This is a genomic window from Acinetobacter sp. ACNIH1, assembly GCF_002934695.1.
GTDB classification, from domain to species: domain Bacteria; phylum Pseudomonadota; class Gammaproteobacteria; order Pseudomonadales; family Moraxellaceae; genus Acinetobacter; species Acinetobacter variabilis.
Genome location: NZ_CP026420.1, coordinates 2,142,565 through 2,155,922 on the forward strand (window position 1 = coordinate 2,142,565; position 13,358 = coordinate 2,155,922).

Below are 13,358 nucleotides of genomic sequence, written 5' to 3' on the forward strand. Positions count from 1 at the left end.
ATTAAGCCTCCATTACAGCAAGGCTTTGCTTTTGGCTGTTATGCCACTCTACAAGCTCGGCATAATCAAAATAGACTGGGGCTTGTTTGGTATCCCCTGTTTTAATTGGTCGCGGAAATGCTGCATCAGTACGCACGATATGGCGCAATGATTCACGGCTTATGTCCAGTAGTTCGCAAGCGGTTTTGAATTGAACGCGGATTGGTTTGATAGTCATAAAAAAACCCACTTATACAAAAATATAGTGGGTTCAGTATGAGTATGATTTTTAAAGCATTGTTCTAAATAGAATCAATATCGTTCTATTTAGAATGACTTTCGTTCTATCTAGATTCTAATTAGAATTTTATGAGTGAAATTTCCTATGAGCCTCCCTAAATAAGTTTCCACACGTATCTTTTCCAGGTATCTCTATGCCATTCGAATTACAAAAAGCTTCCAATTGTGTATATGCAGACTGGTGCTGGGATAAGTCTAAATCAGCCATTTTAGCCAAGCCATAAATAACTTGATTTATAGAGTTAGCTCTTTTAGGGTGTGTTTTTATATCAAGCTCGGAATAGGCTGCTTTATTTAAGCGCTTACGAGGATGTTTTACTGGCAACTCTCTCTTTTGTCCATTAAGGATTAACTCTATATCTTCTCCTAAAATAAGAAAGTCATCTCTACATATCTCTCTTTCTGATTGAAACTCGCTCATATCTCTATTTACGTCAAAATCTTCCCTAAACCAATAGGCTACTTTCCAATCATCTTCCTTTTCATCTTCAACTTTCGGGAATGTAAGGTATTCACTACGCATACCTGAATTATGAATCGTATTATATTTCTCTGAATAAAAGACAACATCAAAAAAATCTAACGCTCGTAACTTGTCAAAAAACTTACAGCATGAGAATGTTTCTTCAAGATCTCCTTTTACTGAGAACTCTTGTGTATCTATTGAATAAGTATTATCGAAATAAGTATTTTTTAATTTTATAGACTTATTAAAATAGATATCTTTTATTGAGCCATTATTTAAAATCAATATTGCCCCAATTTCATTCAAAGTCATCGCTGTCGAATTTATAGCCCTAAGGTTTTCTAACGCTTCCGAATCATCAAATTCAAACCAATCCGAATATAAAACACCAATATCACTTTCCTCAAAATTAGGTTTTGCAAACACTCCTAAGCGTATATCGCCTTTCATACCTAAGTGTAAAAAATACTCGTCATTAAATTCTGTAGATTTTAATCGCTCATTTAAAACAGCCGATGCCTCTTTTAATGTATAAAATATTTTCAGTGGTAAATTATTCATATTAATGCCTCCCAAGCATCCCCAAAGATAACTAGGTAAACAAGTTGGGTACTTGCTTGTCGGCTGGCCTGCCTATACCTAGCAAACTGAATATAATCTATATTTCCCTATATTTGTGCATTTATTGGCTAGTAGTGCGACATATATTGTCATTTAGCCTTTTTAAACTGAATGATGCTCTGATCTGCAATTTCTTCTAAATGGTTCGCGTACCATTGCATCATATTGGCCCTGTCCTGTAGGTACTGGGCCTTGTTATACACCCCTGCTACACCGTCTTTAACGTGTGCCAGTGCTGCTTCAATATGACGTTCATCAAAGCCACGATTGTTTAACAAGGTACTCGCAATATGTCTAAATCCGTGTGGTGTCTGTCTGCCTTCATAGCCCATACGCCGTAGGGCCATAATAAAAACAGTGTCTGATTTTGGCTTGCTCTTGTCCGATCTGCTCGGAAATAAATAATCTGAATTGGTTTGGTAGGTCTGCAACTCTTTTAATATTGCTAATGCTTGAGTGGATAAAGGTACGACATGCTCACGGCGTTTCTTCATACGCTCGGCTGGGATATTCCATAATCCTTGCTCTAGGTCGAACTCCTGCCATTTGGCTTCCCTTAGCTCGGTAGGTCGGCAGAACAGCATAGCTAAAAGCTGCAATCCCATCCGAACGTCCATAGTTGGATAATTATTGATTGCCCTAAGTAGTGCTGGGAACTCCTGTTCACTCACATGCGACATATTTTGTTTTACGCCTTGCTGTAGGAACTTTTGCAAACCCTCCAGTGGGTTGTAATCAATACGGCCTGTCACCTTTGCAAAATCGTATATATCACGGCACATGGCCCGAACTCGGTTTACTTGTTCATAAATGCCCTGCTTTTGTTGAATCCCTTTTAAATGATTCATCCATTCAATCGGTTTTATGGTGGTGTACAAGCGTTTACCGAAAACTGGGAATATATGTTTTTCTAATGCGCCTTTATTTCGGGTCATGGTGTCCTGTACCCAAGTATTCGCTTTTGTGTCCAGCCATTCACGCGCCAATACTTCAAAAGTGGCATTATTCTGCTCAAGCTCTTTGCGCTTGCGTTCCTGCTTAGTAATGATTGGATTATCGCCGTGCGAAATGTCTTGAACTATCTCAGATGCTTTTTTTCTTGCGCCTTTGCCTGACAATTCAGGATAAGTACCAATGCCCAGCCACGACCATTTACCATCTGCTTTTTTATATCTGAATAACCATGCCTTTTTGCCATCAGGCTTTACACGGAAATATAAGCCGTCACCGTCCAGCTCCCGATATTCTTTTGATTCGGGTTCTAGGTTAGCCAGTACGGTGTCTGATAACGGTCTACGTTTGATTTCTGTTCTTTTCATGGCTTGTACACCAACGGATTCAATAAATCTTGCAATGTACAAGACAGTGTACACGGTGCATGTACACTGTAGCTAGTTATATTTGGTTATGTTTAGGCAAGAAAAAAGGCTTAATCCCTTTAGAATCAAGCCTTTTCGTTTTAAAACTTGGCATATTTCGCCATGTTTTGTTAGGTATTTGGTGGAGATGGCGGGAGTTGAACTCACTAGAACTCAACCCTATCAATTTCTATCTAATATAAGTTATTGAATTATCTATTATTCAATTACTTGCATATGATAGTTTGTGATAGCCATTAAAAAAAGTGTGGCAAAAAATGTGGCAAAGATTTATTTAGCTTAGAACGGCTTTGTTGCACAAACCTATCTGTAAAGGCTTTTTCAGCGATATAATTTTCAAATGAAGAAGCCTACACACAAAATCTACCGCACAACCAATTGGCCCGCATATAACCGAGCACTCATGAGTCGCGGAAATATTGCCATTTGGTTTGATCCTGCTACGCAATGGTATGCGCCATCAAAAGGCAAACAAGGGCGAAATCAAACCTACTCCGACGCAGCCATCCAATGCTGCTTAATGATTAAATCCTTATTCCGTCTGTCTCTACGTATGGTTACTGGCTTTGTGCAAAGTCTGATTAAACTTTGCGGATTAAATTGGATAGCTCCAGATTACACCACGCTTTGTAGAAGACAAAAGCATATTGATATTGTAATCAGCTACCAAAAAAGTAGAGATGGGCTGCATCTACTCATGGACTCTACAGGCATGAAGTTTCTAGGTGAGGGCGAATGGAAACGCAAGAAACATGGACCTGAATATCGTCGCCAATGGCGTAAACTACATATTGGTATAGATGCCAAAACCCTGCAAATACGAGCAGTTCAGCTTACAACCAATAATATCAGTGATTCACAGGTGCTTGGTGATTTACTTAATCAGATTCCACAAGATGAGCGGATTGACTCTGTTTATACCGATGGAGCTTATGACACCAAGCAATGCCGTCAGGTCATTGCAGATCGGCAAGGGCATGCGGTGATTCCACCTAGAAAAAATGCGAAACCATGGAAAGATACAAAGAGTAGCTCGCTAGAGCGAAATGAATTACTTCGAACAATTAAACGTTTAGGCAGGACACTATGGAAAAATGGTCAGGATATCATCGGCGAAGTTTGGTTGAAACTAAGATGCATTGCATCAAATTATTAGGAGATAAACTCAGTGCAAGGAGTTTTGATAGCCAAGTGAATGAGATTCATGCACGTGTAGCAGTCCTCAACAGATTTACGGAATTAGGTCGATCACTTACCCAAGTTATGCCTTAAATTTGGTTCAATTAGGGGCGCTTTGCATTTCAAATCTTTGTGCAACAAAGCCCCTATCAAATAGATTTAAACACTTATATGTTATTACCCATATTCTAGTGTTTATTTTTAAATTCTGTTTTGAGTCATTTCCCCATTGACGAGTCTCAGCAGGTTCAGTGGATTCTCATCTCTTAATGCTTCAGGCAACAGACTTTGCGGATAGTTCTGGTAGCAGACCGGACGTAGATAACGGTCAATTGCCAACGTTCCCACAGAAGTACCACGTGCGTCTGAAGTAGCCGGATAAGGTCCGCCATGTACCATGGCATCACAGACTTCTACACCGGTTGGATAGCCATTCAACAATAAGCGGCCTGCCTTTTCTTCCAATACCGGTACTACATCGGCAAACTCCACCAGATCCGATTCATCCGCAATCAGTGAAGCTGTTAACTGTCCATTCATGCTGCTTAAAGCCTGTAGTAACTGGGCTTTGTCTTCTACTTCAATCACAATCGTAGTGGGTCCAAAGATTTCTTCTTGCAGAAGTTGATCACCAGCAAGCAGCAGTTCAACCTCTGCTTTGAAGAGTTGCGGTAATGCCTGCTCCCCTTGTTGCTCCTGACCGGCCAGGTGCTGAATGCCGGAATGCTCGGATAAATGCGATAAGCCAGAAACATAGCTGTTTAATGTCCCTGCATTGAGCATGGTTTGAGCCGGCTTGTTTGCCATGATTTCACTGAGCTGTTCAATGAGCCGTGTATATTCAGGTGATTTAATTCCCAGGATCAATCCTGGATTGGTACAGAATTGGCCACAACCCAGTACTACTGAATCTGCCAGCTCCTGGGCAATCTGATCACCACGGTTTTTTAAAGCTTCAGGCAGCATCAGCATCGGGTTGATACTGCTCATTTCAGCAAAGACCGGAATCGGCTGTGGACGTGCTGCTGCCATATCGCATAGTGCACGGCCACCTTTGAGGGAACCGGTAAAACCGACGGCCTGAATTAATGGATGTTTCACCAGTAAGGCACCGACAGCATTACCATAGATCATGTTAAATACCCCTTTGGGCATGCCTGTTTTCTCAACGGCACGTTCAATGGCCTGAGCCACATAGTCTGCAGTGGCCATATGCCCGCTATGGGCTTTGACCACCACAGAACAACCTGCTGCCAATGCAGAAGCGGTATCACCACCGGCGGTCGAGAATGCTAAAGGGAAGTTACTTGCCCCAAAAACGGCAACTGGCCCTACACCGATTTTAATCTGACGTAAGTCTGGTCGTGGTAAAGGTTGACGGTCTGGTAGTGCGGTATCAATTCGTGCACCCAGGAAATCACCGCGACGTAATACTTTCGCGAACAGGCGCATTTGCCCGCTGGTACGGCCGCGTTCACCTTGCAGACGAGCAATAGGTAAAGCCGTTTCTTGAGAAATGGTATTTAAGAAATCTTCACCGAGTGCATCCAGTTCATCTGCAATAGCCTCCAAAAAAACAGCACGCTGTTCAGGAGAAGTATGGCGGTAGGTTTTAAATGCAGTATGGGCAGCTTCCACTGCACGGTTGACTTCCTGTTCGGTGGCCTGATGAAAATCGAAACCCAGTGCCTCACCTGTGGTGGCATTCAGGCTTTTAAGGATTTTATCGCCTTCAGCACTACGACTACCTGCTATAAAGTTGTGTCCAAAATTCATATCTAAGATCCTTAAAGAGTTATAACTGAGCCAATTGGTAATTCAGGTTGAGTTGGTGCCAATCTATTAACTAAGGGTTGTCCAAATTCTTTCATTTCAATTTCAAATTCATCACCAATTTCAGCTTTCATACCGTCTGCAAAAGACAGTGTGGCTGTTCCGAAATAATGAATATGAACATCCCCTGGTTTGAGGAACTGATGGTATTTGAAATGGTGATATTCAAGATTACTCAGGCTATGACACATATTGTCTTCACCTGAAAGAAACTCTTTTTCCCAAATCACTTCCCCATTACGTTTTAAACGACTTTTACCTACCAGGTGCTTAGGCAGATCGCCTGTTCTTAATTCCGGACCATAACTGCAGAACCGTAATTTTGAATGCGCAAGATATAAATAGTTACGGCGCTCCATAATATGGTCTGAGTATTCATTGCCTAGTGCAAAACCGAGACGGTACGGTTTTAAATCTGGACCGATTACATATAAACCGGCTATTTCTGGCTCTTCACCCCCATCCTCGGCAAAAGGAGGCAGTGGTAATTCTGTACCAGGACGTACAACGATTGAGCCATCTCCTTTATAGAACCATTCTGGTTGTGCACCTACCTGACCTGCTTCAGGTTTACCTTTTTCTACTCCCCAGTGGAACATGCGCATAGTATCCGTCATAGACGCTGGATCATTCAGATTCTGCTGATGCATTTTGTCGCGCGTAGATGCTGATCCTAAATGAGTTAAACCTGTTCCTGAGATAAAACAGTGCGCAGCATCAGGATGATCTAAAGGAGGCAATACTTTGTAATTATTTAATAACTCGACATAGTTATAACGTTGTTCTGCAAAACCTAATGCCTCAACTTGTTTTTCGAGTGAAAGATCATTTTCAATAGCTAAGAGTCCAAGCTCACGAACTGTAGTTATTTCCTTAACCTTTAGTACCTGATTGTTTTCTACGATACCTATCGCACGTTGATTAGAATGATCTTCAAACTGAATAATATTCATGCTGCTATCCTTTAGCATTTTCATTAATGTTCATTGTTTTAGATTTCTTGGTTTCAAATTTTGTATAAACGAAATATGTCAAAATCAAACCAAAAATCATGACTATTGTTAGAAAGTACAAACCTGAAGCCATATTGCCGGTATATTGTTTTAATAAACCGATACCAAACGGGCCGATATAACCGCCTAGGTTTCCAACAGAGTTAATAAGAGCAATCCCTGCTGCTGCACTGGCACCTGTCAAGAAGCGCCCAGGAAGTGTCCAGAACACAGCCGTGGTTGAAAATAGAGCGAACGCTACAACAGAAAGTGCAATGAGCTGCATTACAGGCGAAGTCAACCAAGCGCTAAAGAACATGCCACAGGCGCCTAAGGCATATAGGAAGCTAAGATGCCCATAACGGTCATTTAATTTATCTGTACTGAGAGGGATAATAAGCAGACCAATAATCCCGAAGACATAAGGAATACTAGAGAGAAAGCCTACTTGTAGATCTGAACCACCACTAAACTGTTTAATAATGGTAGGTAACCAGAGGTTTAGTCCATAAATACTTAAAGTAACCGGCAGGTAATATAAAGCTAGAGTTAATACACGCTTGTCTTTTAAAGCATGAAGTGGATTTCCATGACGTGTTTGATCATATTCAGCTTCATCTTTAACTAATTCATTTTTAAGCCAGTTCTTTTGTTCATTACTCAGCCATTTTACAGCGCTGATATTATCTGGAAGATAAAGCAAGGTAGGTAAAGACAGTAATACTGCTGGTAACCCGACCATTACAAACAACCACTGCCAGCCATGCATATTGGCGATACCGTCCATCCCCAATAATGTACCTGCTAAAGGCCCTGCTACCATCATGGCAATCGGTTGCGACAGGATAAACATCCCCATGATTTTTCCACGATGACGCACTGGATACCATTGGGTAATCAGATACAATACTCCTGGGAAGAAACCTGCTTCAGCTACACCAAGTAAAAACCTGAGAATATAAAAACTGTGTGGTCCTTGAATGAGTGCCATGGCCATGGTGATTAAACCCCATGTCAGCAGAATTCGTGCGAACCACTTTCTGGCACCAAATTTGTCTAATAATAAATTACTCGGCACCTCGAATAGAAAATAACCAATAAAGAATAAGCCTGCACCTAATCCATACGCCGCATCACCTATTCCTACATCAGCACCCATATGTAAATGGGCAAAACCGACTGCAGCACGATCAATATAAGCAACTAAATATAAGATCACTAAAGCGGGTATTAACTTAAATGTTACCTTCCTGATGACATCCTTCTCGAAATCCATCTTCGACTCCATATTTCCATTTTTAGTTTTAGCTTCATGCTTAGGGAGAAATCTGTAAGGACAAAATATAGTATTACTATTTAAGTTGTAAACCCTTTTAAAACTATTTTTTTTATTGTATTTTAATTTTAATGTTTTAAATAGTAATACTATATAGGGATATAGAAATGTCTAACAAACAACCTTTACGCTCAGCTGCATGGTTTGGGACAACCGATAAAAATGGATTTATGTATCGTAGTTGGATGAAAAATCAGGGGATTCCAGATCACGAGTTTGACGGACGACCAATTATTGGTATTTGTAATACCTGGTCAGAACTCACACCTTGTAATGCACATTTCCGTAAAATTGCTGAGCATGTCAAAAAAGGTGTTTTAGAAGCTGGCGGCTTTCCGGTTGAGTTCCCGGTTTTCTCCAATGGAGAATCTAACTTACGCCCTACTGCGATGCTTACCCGTAACTTAGCCAGTATGGATGTAGAGGAAGCAATTCGTGGTAATCCCATCGACGGCGTTGTCTTGTTAACAGGTTGTGATAAAACGACTCCTGCTTTGCTCATGGGTGCTGCAAGTTGTGACGTTCCTGCAATTGTGGTGACAGGCGGTCCTATGCTGAATGGCAAACATAAGGGTAAAGATATCGGTGCGGGTACTATCGTCTGGCAGATGCATGAGGAATTAAAAGCAGGAAAAATTGATTTAAATGAATTTTTATCAGCTGAATCTGGTATGTCACGTTCAGCAGGAACCTGTAATACCATGGGCACAGCTTCTACAATGGCATGTATGGCAGAAGCTTTAGGGACCTCATTACCCCATAATGCGGCAATCCCTGCGGTAGATTCTCGCCGTTATGTATTGGCGCATTTATCTGGTATGCGTATTGTAGATATGGTGAAAGAAGATCTGCGTCTTTCTAAAATTTTAACTAAAGAAGCTTTCGAAAATGCTATCAAAGTTAATGCTGCAATTGGCGGTTCAACCAATGCTGTTATTCATCTGAAAGCAATTGCTGGCCGAATTGGGGTTGATCTGGAACTGGATGACTGGAACCGTGTGGGTCGCGGTATGCCCACAATTGTTGATTTGCAGCCCTCAGGGCGCTTCCTGATGGAAGAATTTTATTATAGTGGTGGATTGCCAGCAGTATTACGTCGTATGGGTGAAAATAATCTACTTCCCCATCCTCAAGCATTAACCGTCAATGGTCAATCGATCTGGGAAAATTGCCAAAACTCCCCTATCTACAATGATGAAGTGATTCGTCAAATTGATAACCCACTTCGTAATGATGGTGGGATGTGTATTCTTAAAGGTAATTTGGCACCAAAAGGCGCTGTATTGAAACCGTCTGCGGCCTCCCCGGAATTAATGAAACATCGTGGACGTGCTGTAGTCTTTGAAAACTTTGATGACTATAAGGCACGTATCGTTGATCCAGATCTTGATGTAGACGAAACCTGTGTCTTGGTACTCAAGAATGCCGGTCCAAAAGGTTATCCAGGCATGGCAGAAGTCGGAAATATGGGATTACCTCCAAAAATTCTGGCAAAAGGAATTACCGACATGGTTCGTATTTCTGATGCACGAATGAGTGGTACTGCATATGGCACGGTAGTCTTGCATGTTGCACCAGAAGCTATGGCCTGTGGTCCTTTGGCCGCTGTTCAAAATGGTGACTATATTGAACTCGATGCTTATGCCGGAAAATTACACCTGGATATTTCTGATGAAGAATTGCAGCAACGTTTAGCTAATTTACCAGAACCACCAAGACCAAGCTTTATTGGGGGCTATCGTCAGCTCTATGTAGATCATGTACTTCAGGCAGATCAAGGCTGTGACTTTGATTTTCTGGTAGGTTGCCGAGGCTCTGAAGTACCCCGACATTCACATTAAGTGCCTAAAATTTAGATGATCTTGTGAAATCATAAGGTCATCTATACCATAATGAGATCATAAATGGTCAATTGTAAAATATGAGTAATGCCGACTATAAAAATCCTGTTCCAAGTAAAAGCCAACATGCTCTTATTGTTCAGCAATTAGGTCTAAAAATAGTATCTGGCGAAATACCGGAAAATTCAAAATTGCCTTCAGAGGCAGAGTTATGTGAAGAATTTCAAGTCAGTCGACCGGTATTTCGTGAAGCTATTCGTGTTCTGAATGCCAAAGGTCTGACCTATTCTCGACCTAAAATTGGTACGGTTGTTCGCCCTAAAGATGAATGGCATTTACTTGATCCGGATATTTTATACTGGCTTATACAATCTACCCCTGAAAATGAATTTTTTAAAACTTTATCTACTGTACGTCGTGTATTAGAACCGGAATTGGCTTATATCGCAGCAAGTACGGCGACAGAGGAAGATATAGCACGCATTAAAAAAGCGTATGCAGGGATGGAACAGGCAGAAAGTATTGAAGAGTTTATCCAGCCGGATATTGACTTTCATCTTTCAATTGCCAAAGCAACTCATAATGATTTATTGGCATATATGTCAAAAATGCTGGTTTTACCTTTGCAGCAGTCAATCCAGGTTACCAGTTTAAGACCGAATTTACAGAACCATTCATTGCCTCGGCATAAAGCAATTTTAACTGCAATTGAAAATAAAGACCCTCTTTCTGCACGTCATGCCTCGCTGGTGCAGTTAGAGGATACTAAAATGGCATATGATTTGATTAAAAAATAAGTCATATGCAGTACCACTATGTAGATATTAAAGATTTATGAATACCGTAAAAGTTACCTGTGTTGAAAAAGGCGTATTACTGAATAAAGCATTTCAATTTAATTTCCCTGTTGAATACACTGAATATGAGCAGTTAAGTCAGCAACAGTTTTATGATCAGATCCATGATCAGGATGTGCTCATCATCAGTGACCTGAAAGTTGATGAACAGATTCTGAACAATAATCCGAACTTAAAATTACTGGCACTTTGTTCCACAGGTTACGATCATGTAGATGTCGATTTATTAAAGTCTAGAAATATCAAAATCTGCAATATTCGTGGTTATGCTGGCGATGCAGTGGCTGAACATGCATTTGTCCTGATGATGAACCTGATCAAAAATTTCGACTCCCAAGTTAAGGCTGTTCGAGATGGGACCTGGTCAAATAGTCCAGTATCTTTCTATCTTGCAGCGCCCATCCGTGAACTCAAAAATAAAAATCTGGTCATTGTAGGTAAGGGCGAAATCGGTCAGTCGCTTGCAGAAAAAGCACAAGCATTTGGAATGAAGGTTATCTTTAGTGAGCGTAAGCATGCCACGACCTGTCGTGAAGGATATGTTCCATTTTCACAGGCAATACAGCTTGCTGATGTGCTGTCCTTGCACTGTGAATTGAATGACGAAACACGATATATGATTGATCGTACTGTGCTCAGTCAAATGAAAAAAGACAGTATCTTGATTAATGTAGGCCGTGGCGGTTTGATTTATAGTGAAGATGTGGCAGAAGCATTAACGAATCAACAAATTGCAGGTTTTGGCGCGGATGTACTGGATCAGGAACCTCCTGCAGCAGATCATCCTTTGTTAAAACTCAAGCATCCAAATGTTATGATCACAGCGCACATTGCTTGGGCCACGGATGAAGCCCAAGAGCGACTGTTTTCTATTTTAGAGAATAATGTAAACCAGAATATTCTAGGTCATGATCAGAATCTAGTTTAGTTCAAAGATTAGTCAAGAAAATAAATTATTCTTCAAAAAAGGCTGTTCATCCCAATGAACAGCCCTCTAAATATCATTAATGATATATCTCTTCTTTAATTTTCTTATATTCCGTAGTTGAAATTTATAATAATTAAACAGGTTTTAAATGATCTTTCTTATCCAAATAACCTAAGATAACTTGCAGCAACACACCAATCAGTGCACAGACTGACATTAAGATGAAGCACAAGGTATAACCGGTTGCATTATGCCAACCACCAAAACTTGTCAGCAATGAACCCATCAGAATCGGTGCAATAGCCCCACCTACATACAGTGCAACAGTAATAATACTATTAGCCGTCCCCATAGCATCCTGCTCCGCATAATCTGATGCCGTAGCGTAATAAATTGGCCAGATTGCATTAGCAGAAAAACCAAAAATTAATTGAATAATAATGACGGAAACCACTCCTTGGGTTAAACAGAAACTGGCGATACCAACGGCCATCCAGATACCACAAAGAATGAGGGTTTTACGACGCCCGATTTTATCGGACAAAGATGGCCAGAAAATTTGCCCCATAATCCCTGTAATCGTAAATACAGCACTTAAACCTGCAGCTTTGGCGAGATCCATTCCTACAATATTGTAGAGATAGGCTGGGAAAATAGTCAGGAAGCCCAAATAAACCACATGAGTAATCAATGTACTACCAGCAGTAAATAAAATACCGCGTGACTTTAATGTCTTTTTTAAAGCACCCTTCTTCACTTGAGTTGGATTTTTAGCTTTAGTTTCTAAACATGGATTTTCTGTAGGGGGAGTAAAACCTTGATCTATACATGCATCATGAAATTCATCATAGCGTTTCTTGTTTGAGTAAATAGCCCAGAATGTTAATACTGGCACTGAGATCATGATGCCGAGATAAAATGCATAACGCCAGTTTTCAGGACCGAAATAATAAATAATTGACGCCATCACTACCCCACTCAGCATTGCGCCAACGGGATAACCGGCATGATGGGCACCGATTGCAAAACCTCGGTGCTCTTTAGGCCACCATTCTGCAGTATTACTCACCCCAATTGGTTCAGCTACACCACAACCAATAGATACCAGAATCCGTAAGAGAACAAACTTATAGAAAGTATTACTAAATGACATGATGCCAGAAAGTAAGGACAGAAAAGTAAATCCGACAATCAAAGGCCACTGGAACATAGCACGTTTCCAGCCCGGTGCTTTTAAATCACAATAGGCACTTACCGGAATACTGAGTAAGGCTAGGGACACAGTAATGGCGGCGATGGTATAGCCCCACTCTGTGGGTGTAAGAGAGAACTCTTCACAAATCATATTAGCTGCACGAAAAATCAATTCACGGTCATAGGCAATCACCAACCAGATTAGCCAACAGACTACAAGCGATACCCATGAATGCCGATGAACTTTTTTTAAACTCATTCTATTTCCCTATTTATTAACCATTTAAATATGGTTAATTCCATCCATTTTTATTCTGAATAATTTTATTTATTAGAAAGTCCCTCTATTAAATAAAATATAGAAAAATATAGTTCTATAGATTTTTAATTTCCAATTACATTTTCCCAGTACGTGATAACCCTGCACTATCACTATTATTATTTTTTATCAAA

The 13,358-nt window shown here is 40.5% G+C and carries 10 protein-coding genes and 1 pseudogene; 4 read left to right on the top strand and 7 right to left on the bottom strand.

Annotated features, from left to right (window positions below; all coding sequences use genetic code 11):
* Position 1: 1 nt before the first annotated feature.
* The 3 genes from C3F22_RS10515 to C3F22_RS10525 all read right to left on the bottom strand — a co-directional run bounded on the left by C3F22_RS10515 (position 2) and on the right by C3F22_RS10525 (position 2,685).
* Positions 2 to 217 carry a hypothetical protein gene (locus C3F22_RS10515; protein WP_004815244.1) on the bottom strand — a complete coding sequence of 72 codons (216 nt, stop codon included), beginning with the start codon at positions 215 to 217 and terminating at the stop codon, positions 2 to 4.
* Positions 218 to 346: 129 nt separating this feature from the next.
* Positions 347 to 1,306, bottom strand: a complete 960-nt coding sequence (locus C3F22_RS10520) for a hypothetical protein (protein WP_104426515.1) — start codon at positions 1,304 to 1,306, stop codon at positions 347 to 349.
* A 149-nt stretch (positions 1,307 to 1,455) separates the two neighbouring features.
* Positions 1,456 to 2,685: a tyrosine-type recombinase/integrase gene (locus C3F22_RS10525; RefSeq protein WP_104426516.1), complete on the bottom strand. Its 1,230-nt coding sequence runs from the start codon at positions 2,683 to 2,685 to the stop codon at positions 1,456 to 1,458.
* A 400-nt stretch (positions 2,686 to 3,085) separates the two neighbouring features.
* Between C3F22_RS10525 and C3F22_RS10530 the strand changes: the two are divergent.
* A pseudogene (locus C3F22_RS10530) lies at positions 3,086 to 4,017 on the top strand (IS5 family transposase).
* A 108-nt stretch (positions 4,018 to 4,125) separates the two neighbouring features.
* Here C3F22_RS10530 and C3F22_RS10535 read toward each other — a convergent pair.
* The 3 genes from C3F22_RS10535 to C3F22_RS10545 are packed head-to-tail and all read right to left on the bottom strand — an operon-like array spanning position 4,126 to position 8,025.
* A complete protein-coding gene (locus C3F22_RS10535; RefSeq protein WP_104426517.1) occupies positions 4,126 to 5,700 on the bottom strand; it encodes an aldehyde dehydrogenase (NADP(+)) in 1,575 nt (524 codons plus the stop codon).
* An 11-nt stretch (positions 5,701 to 5,711) separates the two neighbouring features.
* Positions 5,712 to 6,710 (bottom strand): AraD1 family protein, encoded by a 999-nt coding sequence (araD1, locus tag C3F22_RS10540; RefSeq protein WP_104426518.1) that lies wholly within the window; start codon positions 6,708 to 6,710, stop codon positions 5,712 to 5,714.
* A gap of 4 nt (positions 6,711 to 6,714) precedes the next feature.
* The gene (locus C3F22_RS10545; protein ID WP_213064455.1) at positions 6,715 to 8,025 is read right to left on the bottom strand and encodes an MFS transporter; all 1,311 of its coding nucleotides are present in this window, start codon (positions 8,023 to 8,025) and stop codon (positions 6,715 to 6,717) included.
* 167 nt (positions 8,026 to 8,192) lie between these two features.
* Between C3F22_RS10545 and C3F22_RS10550 the strand changes: the two genes are divergently transcribed.
* The 3 genes from C3F22_RS10550 (at position 8,193) to C3F22_RS10560 (ending at position 11,711) form a co-directional block, all read left to right on the top strand.
* Positions 8,193 to 9,926, top strand: a complete 1,734-nt coding sequence (locus C3F22_RS10550) for an IlvD/Edd family dehydratase (protein WP_104426519.1) — start codon at positions 8,193 to 8,195, stop codon at positions 9,924 to 9,926.
* 80 nt (positions 9,927 to 10,006) lie between these two features.
* Positions 10,007 to 10,723 carry a FadR/GntR family transcriptional regulator gene (locus tag C3F22_RS10555; RefSeq protein ID WP_104426520.1) on the top strand — a complete coding sequence of 239 codons (717 nt, stop codon included), beginning with the start codon at positions 10,007 to 10,009 and terminating at the stop codon, positions 10,721 to 10,723.
* 37 nt (positions 10,724 to 10,760) lie between these two features.
* The gene (locus tag C3F22_RS10560; protein WP_004782540.1) at positions 10,761 to 11,711 is read left to right on the top strand and encodes an NAD(P)-dependent oxidoreductase; all 951 of its coding nucleotides are present in this window, start codon (positions 10,761 to 10,763) and stop codon (positions 11,709 to 11,711) included.
* A 133-nt stretch (positions 11,712 to 11,844) separates the two neighbouring features.
* Here the strand turns inward: C3F22_RS10560 and C3F22_RS10565 are convergent, their stop codons facing one another.
* Positions 11,845 to 13,164, bottom strand: coding sequence for an MFS transporter (locus C3F22_RS10565; RefSeq protein ID WP_104426521.1), 1,320 nt, complete (start codon positions 13,162 to 13,164; stop codon positions 11,845 to 11,847).
* Positions 13,165 to 13,358: the final 194 nt, after the last annotated feature.